This window comes from Paenibacillus sp. MDV22-iso6 (genome assembly GCF_058408365.1).
This window is the reverse complement of the sequence record NZ_JBZVDZ010000008.1, coordinates 14,912-29,957: the sequence shown is the minus strand read 5'-3', so window position 1 is coordinate 29,957 and position 15,046 is coordinate 14,912. Positions and strand designations below refer to the sequence as shown.

Genomic DNA, 15,046 nt, shown 5'->3' with positions numbered 1-15,046 from the left:
TCTAATTAGATTAATATCTAATATTAGAGAAGAGGATATGTCATGCTATTTAGATCTTCCATTGTGATCCTGCTACAAAAAGAATCGGAGTACCGCAAGTTCTTTGTCGCGGGACTAGTGAACGGCATAGGTGACCGTTTTTGCCAGGTGGCCATGCTTTCGTTAATTCTCAGCACAACAGGATCTGGACTTGCAGTAGGACTAGCCCTTGGTCTGCGTGTGCTTCCATTCCTGTTGCTTGCCCCGGCAGGTGGCATGTTAACCATGCGCTTCTCACGGCGAAAGATTATGCTGCTTACCAATTTGATAAGGGTGCCTCTTGCTCTAAGTTATTTACTCGTAAACAGTGTAGATGATTTGTGGATTCTATATACAGCGAGTACTTTACTAGCCTGCGCCGAGGCTCTTTATGCGCCGGTCCGTAAATCAGGCATACCACTGCTTGTTCAGTCGGAACATTTGCTCAAAATTAACGGACTTGAACAGGTCATGAACGGTACGGTGCTGATCGTAGGCGCCTTTCTTGGAGGGATCACCTCATCAGTGATGGGGCCGCAGGCTGCTTTTATAACCAATGCACTGTGTTTTCTGATGGCTGCTGTTTTGATCCGAAAAGTCTCGTTTCCATCGGGAGTGGGTACTGAATCAAATGGGAGATCGCTTGAAAATGTGGAGAGCTCAGCCGTTTCAGCTACTGGTAATTTTTCAGTGATTACTCGCGCTAATGGTGCAGTTTATGTTCCTTCGGTAATATGGAGGCTGGTTCGATCCTCTGTAGCATTACAGATCATCATCCTGTTCGAGTTATGGGTACCGGTCATCAACGGGATCGACAATGTACTGATCAGCGTATATGCAATTGAAGTGTTTGCCCTTGGGGATTGGGGTGTAGGTCTGTTCTACGCAGCGCTTGGGACGGGACTGGTATTAAGCAACTGGTGCTCTCGTTATTTTCAGCATTGGCTGCTCCCGGGAGTAGTCATGTGTCTGCTCGTGGAAGGGGGATTGCTTGTGCTGCTTAGTATGGCTACTCTGCCAGCGATCGCAGTTCTGATCTATATTCTGTTGGCTCTTATGTCTGGGGTAGGTAATGCTTGTCTGGATACACTGCTAATGCGTGAAACACCTGAGAAATACCGAGGGCTCATCTATGGTTTGGTGACGGCTTGCAGTAGTAGCATGTTGGGGTTATCCATGTTTGGTGCAGGTTTGTTATTAGAAGTGGTAGAGCCACGGAAGCTTGGTTTCGCAGGCGGATTGGGTTTTGCGGCAATTGCTGTTTTGCTTACAATCTATGGATGGCTAAGGGCACGTGAGGCTTTTAACATTAGACGTATAACCAAAAAAACATGAAAAAAAGGAGCCGCAATATGCAGCTCCTTGCTAGTAACAGAAATTATATCTTGGAGGTTCCGCATCTAATGGGCAGAAAAACCTTTTGTGCTCAAATGTGATGTATTTATACATTGATATCATCCATAAATATGTGAGTGATTAAACGTTGTTAAATGAAAGTTTTAGGGGTGGTTAAATACTCAGATCCGCAATGCTTTCACCAATACGAGCTGCCGCCTGCCCTTGCATACCACTACCATTTGTAAAACCTACTTTGTAGGTACCAGTACTCCAAGCTTTATCACTCCAAATATTCCACGTCTCGCCTCCTGGAATGCTGTGAGGACCGTTTTTGTCACCAGCAATACTTACAGTAATAGCCGAAGAACCCGTATTTTTGATCCAAATTTTCCAGTAAACATATGTACCGGACAATACGATAGACTTGTCTAAACTTGTATTACCACCAAAGTTACTAACAACAAATCCTTCAGTTGAAGCCATAGGAGATGGTCCTTCAGGGACTATTTGAGTATTATCTGGAAGTCTCTCATAGTAGTAAGTGCCATCAAAGAGGATATCACCTACTTCTCCATGGATAGCATTGTCATTGACGGAAGTATCCACCGTAATAACATTGCCAGGAATATCTTTTTTAGGTGAAATTTTTGCTGCAGCGCTTGATTGCAATGCTGGATCTGCAAAAGCAGAAGAAGTTGTTGCGACTGCGGCGCCTAATACAAGCGTCCCTAGTACCTTTGTAACCTTGTTCACTCGGTTTCCTCTTTTCTAAATATTGTATTTTATTTCAATATATTTACATTTAGAGTGTATCAACCATTGTATATATATGTAAACTTATTATTTTAATAGACTTGACTTGTCTTTTGTAGTCCAGATCCAGAAAGAACTGATCCTCCAAACGGATTAGTTCTTTCTGGATCTCGACCTTGGACTTACCTGTGCTAATTGTCAATTAATGCATCGATGGCATTCTTCTGCGGGCATGAAAGTAGTTCTACACTATTCGGTGGGTTTTGCGCTCAAGATCTCAAAGGAGGGTAATTAGGGTGAATAAAGCTAATAATATGGTGATGGTACGGATGATGGATGTGCTTGGCGTCCCACTTGAATATTTTGTTGATGATTCTAATCAACGTTTGACTTTCAAGGAAATAGAACACTGTTTGTTTCGTTCCTCTATGGGGTGCCTTACCTAATTTTAAAATTGTTACTTTCATCGAAGCACCACAACAGAGTTTGAAAAGAAGCAGACTCATAGTAAGGATAAGCGCTGCGGTTTGCTAAGATCATGGCAGAGTACCCGCTGCATCACAAAAGAAATGGGCCGAGCGGCTTGAAGTATCTCAGTGCCGAAAATGAAGTTCTGAAGCAAGGGCGTTCCTGGTTTATATCGTTTATTTTTGTCTTTGCCGAATAGCGGCAGGCTTGCGCAACGATCGGGCAGCCAACGCTTTTCGATAACGGTACAGAACGGCTGCAATCAGCAACAGTCCGATCCCCGCCACGATGTAAGGTGCATATTGATGAGCAAGCTGGAACACCGCGTTCCATTGGGGGCCGAATATTTTACCGATGCCCAGGAACAGCATGACCCACAACAGTGCGCCTGAATAGGCATAGAGAGCGAATTTACGAAAGGGAACAGCGGCTATACCCGCAAAATATCCGGTGAAATGTCTCACTCCCGGAATGAAATAACCGATGAAGATCAGGGCATTGCCGTACTTGGCAAACCACTTTTGCGTTTTATCCAGCTTGTCCTGTTTCATTAGAAACCATTTTCCATATCGTGTAATGAACGGCAGACCTGCTTTGGCCCCAATAAAATAAGTGATCGTCATGCCAATCGTCGTTCCCAGAAAAGCAAGGATGGCAAGTATTCCGAAGTCCAGATGACCCTTGTAGGACAGAAACCCTGCATAAGCCATAGTCGTTTCTCCCGGGAAGGGAAGGGCGATGAATTCCAGCAATAAGCCAAAAAACAAAACGCTGTATCCGTAGGATCCAAACAGATGCTGGACCTTCTCAAGCAATTCCAATAGACTTCACTCTCCTGCAGACAGGGTGGGAGGAGATACGTACTCTCCAAGGAGTTTTGTTCATGATCCTACCTGTCCATTATGCTACCTAATCCGAAGCGAAGAATCAATCACGAGCCATCCCAAATTGTGAAAAATTATAAAACAAAATCGCGTCTTTTTTCAGCGCGTCCTCCATATAATTCTAACAAATCTGCTGAAGTCTATCAGCAAATTCACTAGAGACGTTGGAGGTTGATTCGAACATGGTAACACCAATACATACAATTTTATCTGGAAAATGGTCTGTGCTTATAATTCGCATTGTAGTACTGCTGTGTGTATTCGCTGCATCTGCAGGCACAACTTACGCTTCTTCTGTATCGGGGTCTGATGCATCCGCCTCCAAAGAAGATAATCCTCAAGAAAAGGTAGTCTATTTGAGTTTTGACGATGGACCGGGTAACCATACCCGTGAAGTATTGGATATTTTGCGCAAGGAGCAGGTTTTGGCTACATTTTTTGTGCTTGGTGAGCAAGCAGAACGTTATCCTGAGATGATCCGTGCGGTTGTGGAAGATGGACATGCTTTGGGCAATCATACGTTTAATCATAATTATGAACAGCTGTACAGTGATTTCAAAGTGTTCTGGAAGCAGATCAAACAGACTGAGGCGATAGTAGAGCGAATTACAGGATTTCGGCCGAATCTGGTCCGGGCACCGGGCGGTACCTATGGACATTTCGACAAGAGTTATTTTGATTTGCTGAAATTGGGCGGATACACCGTTATGGACTGGAACGTAGACAGTGGTGATTCCAAACGAAAGGGTGTTCCGGCCAAAGAGATCTTACGCAATGCGACCAAGGTGCCTGCCGGGGCACGTTCGGTCATTGTATTGATGCATGATGGAGGCGCTCATGCTGAGACGGTAAAAGCACTACCTGGCATTATCAAGTATTACCAGGATCAAGGTTTTCGTTTTGACACGATGAAGGCCACGGATCAGCCTGTTCAATTCCGCATCGATTCCAATGGTAAATACAAGTCTCGCAAAGCTCCGGGTAAGGAATGGGTCGCAGAAAATGTACAGGAGAACAGCAACCTGTGGTTGGCTGGCAAAGAATTGAAGGTGGAAATTGGCTTGGCAGCAGCCACGTTGAAGCAAGGAGAATTTCGCGTGGAAGATCAGCGGATCATGGTGCCTTTGCGGACCTTTATGAAAAAGTTCGGTGGCAGCGCTCGCTGGAATGCAGAGACCCGGACAGCTACAGCCATATGGAAAGACCGAACCATCCATGCAGACAGTATCAGCGGAGACCTGACAACCAAACGTGCAGACCAGATGAATGACAGAACGACAGAGGGAGTCGTGCAGAGCCAGGGAGGAACGATCTGGGTTCCGCTGCGGGAATTGATGGAGCATATGGGAGTAACCGTTGATTCACTAAAGGCTAATGAAAAGGAATGGATGGTTAAAGCCAGCGTTCCTCTGGCAGCAACTAACAGTATGTATTTGGATAAATTGATCTGAATAAAGTCGTTCGTACAGGACTATTCTCTCTACTTCCGGGCAACACTGAATCATAGATTAGTATGGTTCAGGAATGCCGATGGATGGAAGGAGATTAGAAGAAATGTCTTATATCCGAATGGAACATGAACATGCCGTAGAATTGCTGAATAGAGTTATGAAGCGAGTTGAAAGTGTGATCATTGGCAAAAAACAAGAGATTCGTTATGTGTTAACTGCAATGCTTAGTGGAGGTCATGTACTTCTGGAAGATGTACCGGGTACAGGTAAAACGATGCTGGTTCGCGCCGTCGCTTCTGCGCTGGATTGCTCCATGGGACGAATTCAGTTCACGTCGGACGTGATGCCGGCAGATGTGACGGGCACGTCGATGTATCATCCGCATACGGGAGAATTCAAGTTTCGACCAGGACCCGTCATGTCCAATATTGTTCTGGCTGATGAAATCAATCGAGCTTCCCCTCGTACTCAGTCGGCACTTCTGGAAGCGATGGAGGAACGACGCATTACGGTGGATGGCACAACCTATGCTTTGCCGCGCCCATTCTTTTTGCTGGCGACGCAGAATCCGTTGCAGTTTGAGGGCACCTATCGTCTGCCTGAAGCGCAGTTGGATCGTTTTCTCATGAAGATTGGACTGGGGTACCCTGATCCGGAGCAGGAAGTCGAACTGTTAACCCGGATGCAAAGCAGAGAACTGCTTGATGAGCTTCGCCCTGTCATGCTTGCTGAAGAAGTTGTAGCCATGCAGCGTGAAGTAAAACATGTACATGTGGATCCTGTTGTCAAACAGTATCTGGTTGCTGTTGCCGTTGCCTCAAGAAGTCACCCAGCGGTAAGACTGGGAATCAGCCCGCGCGGAACATTGGCCTGGATGGCTGCTGCACAATCGTTTGCTTACCTCCAAGGACGCAGTTATGTCATTCCCGATGATGTGAAAGAGATGGCTGTACCGGTCCTTTCTCATCGCGTTCAATTGAAAGCCCAGAACAGAGCCGAAATCTGGGCACAGGCGCAATTGATTCAGGAAGCTCTGTCATCGGTTCCTGTACCTGTACAGATGGCGGCACAGGGAAGGGGACGGCGTCAATGACTGCGCTGGGTCAACGAATGTTGGGTGCTGTCCTGGTCGTGGCTTTTGCCTCTTTATATGTATGGCATGGCGGCAAAGCCGCGCTATTTCTGTCCATTATAGCGGCCTTGATGCTCGCAAGCGCACTGATCATCCATTTTTTCGGTCCGCGCAATATTAACATTCGGCGGCAAATGCATGCGAATCGGGTTGTGGCAGGCGAAAGAACGCGGGTGGCAGTGGAACTGAAATTCGACTGCCCGATTCCACTGTTATGGATCATTCTGTGTGAGAATACACCTGCCGGTGTACATCGTAAATTACTATTTCCGGGAACCCGTCGCCAGTTTACGTATCAATATGAATTATCGGGTTTGCGCAGAGGTGTGTACAGATGGGAATCAGGCAGATTGTACTGGGGTGATGTTTTCGGATGGAATACGGTCTCCGCAGAGACTGTGAATCATACCTCGCTAATTGTTGTTCCCCAAGCTACGGAATGGGGTGAGAGTAATCCTGGAGAATACTCGGCCGTGGGGGAAGATGCCCTGTCTGAGCGAAGAAGCAGTCAGGGGAATCGCAGTCCTGAGTTCCGGGAATATCAGCAAGGAGACCCACTGGGGCGTGTTCATTGGAAAAGCACAGCCAAAACGGGTCGACTTCAGACTTTTTTGCCTGAAACCTCCGATTCTGTCTCGCTGGGCATACTGGTGTATGAAGGTGCATCGGGTTATGAAATGCGGCAGTCAGAGAAGAGGGATATGCCTGCTTTTGAACGTGCGGTCCGTGCAGCTGCTCGTTGGGTTCATACCGCTGAACGGGACAACATTCCTTATCAAGTGTGGACGGAAGGCGGTGGGTCAGGATCTGCTCTTCGGGAGAAATGGAAACAAGAACTACTGCATTCTCCTGAAAACCATGCGTTAGACAAGCTGGCGCAGGCACGAATTGCCACGGCTCAAGTTGTACCTCCTTCGCTTCGCACAGAGATGTTGGATAGAATGGCGATCGGGTCACGAATTGTGGTTCTCACCGGCAGAATGGACGAAGCTCTTGTGGAGTGGGTAATGTGTGCAATTGGGTTGGGATACAGGGTAGAGGTTCAGTTAACGGAGTTCATGGCTGGAGAAGATCCATCACCTATATCGCGAGCGGAATCCCTCAGCAGCAATATGGCTCAGAAGCGAGGAACTCAAGGTGATGCGACTTCTGATACCACTGTAGTTTCAGAAACAGCACAGTCTATTGCAATAGATCGAACCATTCGTGACATTGGCAATGAAAGTCTGGAACAGCTTCGTCAATGTGGGGTACAGATCCATTGGATCACAGACAGCTCTTTACCTTCAATGAGAAAGGCGGAGGTAACGGATGTGGGAGCATAATGGAAACCCTCAAGCGAACTCCACTGTGGCTGACAGAGGGCATACCGCCAGTTTGGGATTAGAGTCTGTGCATTCCATATATAAAGCGGAAACCAGGACATCTGGAGTAGATTTGAAGAGTCATGGCCAAAATTCGGAGCCTCTCCTTTACAGAATCGGTCTTTCTGCCATTTTGCTTATATTGTCCCTGGAGTGGATTTATCCGGTTACGTCAACGGGTCAGCAGGGCAGTGAACGATTCTTGTCCGTGATGGCAGGATTAACAGGAACCTTGCTGCTCGCGGGGTTGCTTCGTACCGGCTGGATCACGGGAATACTGATTAGACTCCTCATTGCTCTAGCCGCATTATGTTGTATGTATGGAGGTAATGACCCTGCTGGATGGGCTGTTACATATCCGGCCACTCTTTCTGAGGATATGGGCAGTTTCATGAGTACCTGGCGTGTTCACTCGATTAGTGTGGAGACAAGAGGTCTGCTCATGATGTGCGGTTGGAGCATGCTGATGGCTTCCGTGCAGTCCCTTGTACTGCTGCGACGAAGTGTGATGCTTTTTGGCAGTGCAACATTGGTCTATTTGCTGCTGCTTGAATCCTTTGCCGGACTGGATGTATATGCTTCGGTGATACGTTCTGTGCTGTGGATTCTACTCATCCAGGCCATGTTACAGTTGCTTCGCCTTAATGGCGGGGTCACCACACCGATCTTTAAGCAGAGTCCTTATGGCCGTTGGTGCACGGTAACGCTTGCGGTGTCCGCAGGTATGGTACTTTTCTCAGCGATCCCTGGTCAACTTGCTTCCATTCCTCCACCGGAACGTATATCCCTTGAGCAGATGGGTGAACGGCTGGCCCGCTGGGCAGGCTATACACAGCACGGAAGTATTCCTGCCACAACCGCCGTCACAGGATATAGTACAGCGGATGCACCAATGGGCGCACCTTTGGTGCAGGGAGACACGATCTTTTTTACGGCGAAAAGTCCGGAAGCTACGTATTGGCGGGGCGAGACCCGTTCATATTATAACGGAAGCACCTGGAGTGATCCTGTGCAGAGCTTTGAGACGGCAAGTCCATCTGGATTGGTGCGTACCGATGGTTGGGAGTATCCAGCCTATTGGCAACGTATTCGTCAAACGGTAACGATGAAGCGAGAATGGAGAGGACCCAATCCCCTCTTTACAGGTGGAATGCCAATCAATCTTTCGTTCCAGGACAAGAACAGGGATAATCAGAAGAATAAACGTTTATTACTATCAAATGAAGATTCCGCCACGTTATGGCTGGCGGCTACCTATGACAATCAACCGGTCAAAAGTTATACGGCAGACATCATGATTCCCGTGGCAACACCTGAACAACTACGCCTTCTGGGAAAGAAGTCCAACATGAAAGATCCGGCGGCAATTCGCAGAACGTATTTGCAGCTACCAACTACGCTTCCCGGACGTGTGCAGGCTCTTGCGAAGGAAATCATTCAGGGAAGTGAGAGTCGTTATGATGCCGTGCAAGCCGTAAAGTCGTATCTTGCGGACCACGCCGAATATACACTAGATACCCGTATGCCACCACGAGGAACTGATTTTGTGGACGATTTTCTATTCGTTACACGGGAGGGGTATTGCAATCATTTCTCAACAGCTATGATTGTGCTGCTACGTGCAGAGGGTATTCCGGCACGCTGGGTGAAGGGATTCGGGCCCGGGGAAGCGGATGCGGACGTATCTGGGCAATACATCGTAACCCAAGGAGATGCACACTCCTGGGTAGAAGTGTATTTTCCAGGAGCGGGCTGGATGCCGTTTGAGGCTACGCCGGGCTTCACCATGACGCAGGGTGAAGGCCAAGATGCCGCTGCGCTCAGCGGGCAGCAGCCCGTTGCCGTAACCCCGCCGCAGACGGACGGCGGGGTAGCTCACGCGGGCGCATGGCTGCTCGCCCGCGCACGGGCCATTGCCGCGCACCCATGGCTCGCGGCAGCCCTTGCGGCAGCGGCGCTGCTGTGCGCCGCCGGGGCCATCCGCATGCGGCGGCTTCGCCCCGCGCTGCGGCTAAGGCTGCTGCTGGCGTGGCCGCGCAGCAGCTTTCCGGACCGCGAGCGGCTGCTCAGCGCCGCCGCTCCGGTCTGGACCGCGCTCGCGCGCCGCTACGGCCCACGGCCGCCGGGAATGACGCTGCGTGAATATGCAGCGTCACCCGCCGTGGCCGCGGGCACGGACGGCGCGGACATCGCGCGGTTCGCAGCCGACTGGGAACGGCTGCTGTACGGGCCGGACCGTCCGCTGCGTGCGGACAGTCTGGAGTTCCTGCGCCGGGCACTTCAACTGGCCCGGCGCATGCAGGCGCTGTAACACGAAGTACAGCGCAGCGCCAAACATAGGACGCCTTTCTCGCCCCATAAAGCGAATGAGGCGTCTTTCCGCGATCATACACCGTGAGCTTATGCGGAAGATCTCTTTTATAATGAAAATAGTGCGTCAACCCTTTTTCTTATATTTCCGATCGGAAATATATATAATGGAGGCGAGAATATTCGACTAAATATTGTAATCTCAGGCGTTGAATATGCCATGTTTTGAGATGTCGAAAAAAGGAGTTTCGCCTTTCCTTGACGGTATGTTTTGTCGTTGCGTATAATTAGTTTCATTAATTGAGGGAGGCTCGGTAATGAATAAGCAAAATGAAATAGTGGTTGTCCTTGACTTTGGGGGCCAATACAACCAGTTAATCGCCAGAAGAATCCGGGATCTGGGCGTATACAGCGAGCTTTTGCCGTATAACACACCGGCGGAGAAAATCGCAGAATTATCACCAAAAGGAATCGTATTCTCGGGCGGACCATCTAGCGTTTATGCAGAAAATGCACCACACGTAGATCCGGCCGTTTATGATCTGGGAGTGCCAATCTTCGGAATTTGTTACGGCATGCAGCTTATGGCGCAACAGCTTGATGGTAAAGTGGAGCGTTCCGAGAAGCGTGAGTACGGTAAAGCGGATATCGAGTTTGCACCAGGTTCTGCTCTTGCACAAGGTATCGAAGGTGAACATACGGTATGGATGAGTCATGGTGACCACGTGGTTGCTCTTCCTGCTGGATTCAAACTGGATGCAGGCACGGAAAGTGCGCCAATCGCAGCGATGAGCAACGATGAGCGCAAATTGTATGCTGTTCAGTTCCATCCAGAAGTACGTCACTCTGTTCGCGGTAATGAAATGATCAAAAACTTCCTGTACGAAATCTGTGGTTGCGAAGGCAACTGGAGCATGGAGACGTTTATCGAAGATACGATCAAGGATATCCGTGAAAAAGTGGGCGATGGTAAAGTATTGTGCGCACTTAGCGGCGGTGTAGATTCTTCCGTTGTGGCTGCATTGCTTCACAAAGCCATCGGTGACCAACTGACATGTATGTTTATCGACCATGGTCTGCTGCGCAAAGGCGAAGCGGAGAGCGTAATGGAGACGTTCGTCGGCAAATTCGACATGAAAGTTGTCAAAATTGATGCACAAGAGCGTTTCTTGTCCAAACTGGCAGGCGTGGATGATCCGGAACAAAAACGTAAAATCATCGGTAACGAGTTTATTTACGTATTTGACGAAGAGTCCAAGCAGTTTGATGATTTTGAATTCCTGGCGCAAGGTACACTGTACACGGATATCGTGGAAAGTGGCACAGCGACAGCTCAAACCATCAAATCCCACCACAATGTGGGCGGATTGCCTGAGGACATGAACTTCAAGCTGATCGAACCACTGAGTGCCTTGTTCAAAGACGAAGTGCGTAAAGTCGGCGAAGAGTGCGGTCTGCCAGAAGCAATTGTATGGCGTCAGCCGTTCCCAGGTCCGGGCCTTGCTATCCGTGTACTTGGCGAAGTAACGGAGGACAAGCTCAAAATCGTTCGTGATTCGGACTACATCCTGCGTGAAGAAATTATCAAAGCCGGTCTTGATCGCGAGATCTGGCAATACTTCACAGCCCTGCCTAACATGAAGAGTGTTGGGGTTATGGGTGACGCGCGTACGTATTCCTATACTGTAGGTATCCGTGCTGTAACATCCATCGATGGTATGACAGCTGACTGGGCGCGTATCCCTTGGGACGTATTGGAGAAAATCTCCGTGCGGATCGTTAACGAAGTGGATAACGTAAACCGTATCGTGTATGACGTAACTTCCAAACCACCAGCAACGATTGAGTGGGAATGATTTGGGTATTTTTCAATTGATTAATGACTGAGAAGCCTTGCTGTATAGGGGTTCTTGGACAACGATTGAAAATCTTATTTCATTCACCTGCAACTATTGGTCTTCAAAAATTGCTCTCTTTTATTTGTGTTATTTAACAAATAGAGGGGAGTTTTTTTTGTGTCAAAAATCAATGAATTAATTGCTGACTTTAAGCTAAGCCAAGAAATCCAAGGAAGAAAAAAAGAATATATTACTGGTTGTATGTATCGCTTGCATCGTTGGATGGAATTCACTAAGGAGCAACTAGAAATTGAGGAAGCGGAAGAAGTGACTTCAATGCATATTAAGAAATACATTCAGCATTGTCAGAGTAGAGGTAAAGAAGCCAATATTACAATCAATGGTCATATCGCTACGATTAAAGTTTTCTTCCAGACTCTTGTTGATGAGGAATATATAGATGAGAAGGATAATCCTATGCGAAGAATTAAGAACCTAAAGGAAGATAAGAGGGTTATCATCACATTTAATGATGAAGAAGTAAGGCGCATCATTAATGATGTGAATGAAGAGACCTACTCTAATCTAAGGGATAAGTTAATTCTTATTATGCTATTTGATACTGGGATACGTGTTTCAGAACTGTGTAACATCAAGAATAATGATGTATCAAGAGCGCACATTCTAATCCACGGTAAAGGCTCTAAGGAGCGTCTAATCTACATTAGCAAGATAATGAGAAAGTATATGCGGAAGTATGAGGAAGCAAAGCAGGAACGCTTCAAGCACAGACTAGCTGACGAGATAGAGGATTATTATTTCCTAGACCAATCTGCTGAGCGTTTATCACGTTCACGTATTAATAAGATACTGAAAGAGCATTGTAAAAAAGCAGGAGTAAGAAAGGAGGTACGGTGTTCACCACACGATTGTCGTCATTATTTTGCTCAGAAACAATTAAAGAACGGAATCGACGTATACAGCCTGAGCCGCCTCATGGGGCATTTTGATACTCAGATTACTTCTAAATATTTAAGAGGATTAGAACAGCACGATATATTAGAGATAGGGAGAGTGTATAGTCCACTGAATAGAATGCGAATATAAGTACAGAAAACTATACTTTTAAAAACACGATGAAAGGTAGCGTTTTGCTATCCTTTTTTTTATTACTGTCATATGCTCATAATTTGCGCTATTACTAAGTTGTACGAGCGGTCATCATTATTTTTGGAACGCAAGGTCTGATTCATCAAATATGCAAATCAGACGGAGACAATAAGCTCTATGATTGATTGAATGGCTTATATTGAGAAGTTGGAGATGTTAAAGTGAAAGTTGCTCTGTAGTACCGTGGAATGCGTTAAAATTGATGTGGTTTTTTTATATCTATCTGTACAATTTGCGGGGGCAATTATTATTATAACCTGCTTCCATGGACATCCACTGTGAACTGTTCCGAGAAAACTTTTGTGTCAATTATTATGCGATACGAAAGAGGGGCAATCACACTCTTAGATTGAAATGTATGATTAAGCACTAAATTAACTGGAGCTGGTTAAGATTATTTAAAGGTATGGTATCTGAGAGTTATTCTATAATTCTTTTCATATAACTATAATTATGTGAAAAGGCTTGACAAGTGACGGGGGGATATTTAACAGATGAAAACCAATTTATTTCAAGAATTAGTCCCCGTACACATCCTCTCAGTAAACTGACCTCGATCTGGCAACGATGGGTATACTGGAACACTCACGATAAGTCTCTATCGCATTGACGACAAATCATGTTTGAAGATGTTTTATAAGAGGCTAGAGAGGCTGTACAGGGATTTTAATTCTTGTCTACTAAAGTCTATTACAATAGAACCAGAAGCCCTTAGAACGATTTCTGGGGCTTCTGGTTCTATTGTAAAGATGGAATTCACTGATTCAGTTCAGGGGCAGTAGCTATATTATCTTGGTCACTGATACAATTTTCGAGTATTTTTAAAACCTCATTGTAATCATTCCAATCGACATCTGAAACATTCGTTATTTTAGCTTTATTTTTACAAATGATCCGTTCGCATCTCGATTTAAAGCTATAGCCATTCATTCTAGATGCAGGATTAGACCTTGATTGCATACTTGATTCTAATTCAACGAGTGCATAATTTATGAATCCAATACACTCCTTATCCCATTCCAGATGGTCTAAACAGAGTTCAACATATTCAGATTCTTTAGATTGAAACTTACTATAGTTATCATATTGTGAACCTGCGTCTGTTTTAAAGAACCAAGATGATACTCCAAAAATATATTTTTTGAACACATCGTTACTATTAAGTATTCGCAATTTTCTTTCATCTGGTGTGAAAGAATTAATTAGATCGATAGTTCTACTAGTTACAATCTTATCAATAGTTACCTGCGTTTTGTAATTATCTAAAATTTCAACTAGAACAGCCCAAAAAGTATTTCCGTAATAATATGTGTAATAAGGTTCATTTAGCCAACTTGATAGATCGTTAATAATAAATTTTGTATTAAGAGATCGGGACAGTTCTAGTAATTGAGGGAAATAATTATAGAAGTTAAAGAAAAATTGAGCGTCGTTTGAGATTACTTTTACTACTCCATCTTTTATATTGTCATGCCTCGACTCTAGTATATCTCTCCAAAATTGCTCATTTGCATCATTAACCAACCCTTCGCTTCTTGCAATAACCCTTAGTTTCTTAAATAATTCCTCGAAAAAAATATGAGAGTTTTTATTACAGATTACATTCACATCACTTATTAAATTACTAACTGTCTCTGGCTGAACTATATCGGGATAATCGTAATACTTGTATGTATTTTCTAACTCTCTTAATAAATATTCTTCACCACCAAGAACATAAAACTTGCTTAAATTATCCACTAAATAGTTCCAGAAACACTCTACTGTCGAACTGTCAATTGTTACATATCTTTTCGCATGTGCACAATCATTTCTAATGTTTTTCCAATTGTTATAAGCTGTTTTAACCTGTTCGCCATTTGTAAAATGTAAGATCGCTAAATCTTTTTTGTTATTTTTATCTGCACAAGATGCTTCTACAATTGAATTTAAGTGACCTTCCCAAAGATCATCATTCTCTAATTTTTTTATAACTTCATCTTCCCAAAACCTAGGATTAGACTTAACAAGTTCTTTACCATATGTACATTCCAAAATTCTATTTCTAATAGTTGTTTTAAAGGCAAGATAAGACATTATAAAAGCAGACTTATATGCTCCAATTTTGTAACAACGAACAGATTCCTCAAAGAATTCATATGCTGAGTCTGATTCTTTGAAAGGCTTAGTTTCGTCTACCCATTTTTCAATTTGAAGTTTCATACAATATTACCTCCATAATTTAGTGGTTTCTTAGAGTAAAACTACACTATTTTTTATTAAAAGTAAAATTATGTTTTTATAAGTAGTTCACTAACTATCTTTAGGGGATTACTCTCTT

Annotated in this window: 11 protein-coding genes; 8 read left to right on the top strand and 3 right to left on the bottom strand. The window is 45.2% G+C overall.

Annotation, left to right across the window (positions count from 1 at the left end; all coding sequences use genetic code 11):
* Positions 1-42: 42 nt before the first annotated feature.
* A complete protein-coding gene (locus AC4PM4_RS21845; protein ID WP_491614574.1) occupies positions 43-1,353 on the top strand; it encodes an MFS transporter in 1,311 nt (436 codons plus the stop codon).
* A gap of 174 nt (positions 1,354-1,527) precedes the next feature.
* Here the strand turns inward: AC4PM4_RS21845 and AC4PM4_RS21840 are convergent, their stop codons facing one another.
* Positions 1,528-2,109 (bottom strand): hypothetical protein, encoded by a 582-nt coding sequence (locus tag AC4PM4_RS21840; protein ID WP_491614573.1) that lies wholly within the window; start codon positions 2,107-2,109, stop codon positions 1,528-1,530.
* A gap of 296 nt (positions 2,110-2,405) precedes the next feature.
* Here AC4PM4_RS21840 and AC4PM4_RS21835 point away from each other — a divergent pair, with 296 nt between their 5' ends.
* On the top strand, positions 2,406-2,555 hold the full coding sequence (locus AC4PM4_RS21835) for a hypothetical protein (RefSeq protein WP_491614571.1): 150 nt from the start codon (positions 2,406-2,408) through the stop codon (positions 2,553-2,555).
* Positions 2,556-2,753: 198 nt separating this feature from the next.
* Here the strand turns inward: AC4PM4_RS21835 and AC4PM4_RS21830 are convergent, their stop codons facing one another.
* Positions 2,754-3,398, bottom strand: a complete 645-nt coding sequence (locus tag AC4PM4_RS21830; protein ID WP_063568175.1) for a DedA family protein — start codon at positions 3,396-3,398, stop codon at positions 2,754-2,756.
* Between the two features lie 245 nt (positions 3,399-3,643).
* On the opposite strand from AC4PM4_RS21830, the gene AC4PM4_RS21825 reads away from it, so the two are divergent.
* From AC4PM4_RS21825 to AC4PM4_RS21800, 6 genes are all read left to right on the top strand, one after another.
* On the top strand, positions 3,644-4,912 hold the full coding sequence (locus AC4PM4_RS21825) for a polysaccharide deacetylase family protein (RefSeq protein WP_491614569.1): 1,269 nt from the start codon (positions 3,644-3,646) through the stop codon (positions 4,910-4,912).
* 103 nt (positions 4,913-5,015) lie between these two features.
* Complete coding sequence (locus AC4PM4_RS21820; protein WP_079695711.1) at positions 5,016-6,005, top strand: AAA family ATPase; 990 nt, start codon at positions 5,016-5,018, stop codon at positions 6,003-6,005.
* The gene (locus tag AC4PM4_RS21815) at positions 6,002-7,369 is read left to right on the top strand and encodes a DUF58 domain-containing protein (protein WP_491614566.1); all 1,368 of its coding nucleotides are present in this window, start codon (positions 6,002-6,004) and stop codon (positions 7,367-7,369) included. The genes AC4PM4_RS21820 and AC4PM4_RS21815 overlap by 4 nt, the downstream gene beginning before the upstream one ends.
* Positions 7,356-9,719: a transglutaminase TgpA family protein gene (locus AC4PM4_RS21810; protein ID WP_491614564.1), complete on the top strand. Its 2,364-nt coding sequence runs from the start codon at positions 7,356-7,358 to the stop codon at positions 9,717-9,719. Before AC4PM4_RS21815 ends, AC4PM4_RS21810 begins: the two co-directional genes overlap by 14 nt.
* A 316-nt stretch (positions 9,720-10,035) precedes the next feature.
* A complete protein-coding gene (gene guaA / locus AC4PM4_RS21805; protein WP_090953900.1) occupies positions 10,036-11,574 on the top strand; it encodes a glutamine-hydrolyzing GMP synthase in 1,539 nt (512 codons plus the stop codon).
* 159 nt (positions 11,575-11,733) lie between these two features.
* On the top strand, positions 11,734-12,663 hold the full coding sequence (locus tag AC4PM4_RS21800; RefSeq protein ID WP_491614562.1) for a tyrosine-type recombinase/integrase: 930 nt from the start codon (positions 11,734-11,736) through the stop codon (positions 12,661-12,663).
* 819 nt (positions 12,664-13,482) lie between these two features.
* Here the strand turns inward: AC4PM4_RS21800 and AC4PM4_RS21795 are convergent.
* Complete coding sequence (locus AC4PM4_RS21795; protein ID WP_491614561.1) at positions 13,483-14,928, bottom strand: hypothetical protein; 1,446 nt, start codon at positions 14,926-14,928, stop codon at positions 13,483-13,485.
* Between the last annotated feature and the right edge of the window lie 118 nt (positions 14,929-15,046).

What these genes read in the sequence shown, in the direction of transcription:
- AC4PM4_RS21845 (WP_491614574.1), top strand. Translation starts at nt 43, where the DNA reads ATGCTATTTAGATCTTCCATTGTGATCCTGCTACAAAAAGAATCGGAG.
- AC4PM4_RS21825 (WP_491614569.1), top strand. Translation starts at nt 3,644, where the DNA reads ATGGTAACACCAATACATACAATTTTATCTGGAAAATGGTCTGTGCTT.
- AC4PM4_RS21820 (WP_079695711.1), top strand. Translation starts at nt 5,016, where the DNA reads ATGTCTTATATCCGAATGGAACATGAACATGCCGTAGAATTGCTGAAT.
- AC4PM4_RS21815 (WP_491614566.1), top strand. Translation starts at nt 6,002, where the DNA reads ATGACTGCGCTGGGTCAACGAATGTTGGGTGCTGTCCTGGTCGTGGCT.
- AC4PM4_RS21810 (WP_491614564.1), top strand. Translation starts at nt 7,356, where the DNA reads ATGTGGGAGCATAATGGAAACCCTCAAGCGAACTCCACTGTGGCTGAC.
- guaA (WP_090953900.1), top strand. Translation starts at nt 10,036, where the DNA reads ATGAATAAGCAAAATGAAATAGTGGTTGTCCTTGACTTTGGGGGCCAA.
- AC4PM4_RS21795 (WP_491614561.1), bottom strand. Translation starts at nt 14,928, where the DNA reads ATGAAACTTCAAATTGAAAAATGGGTAGACGAAACTAAGCCTTTCAAA.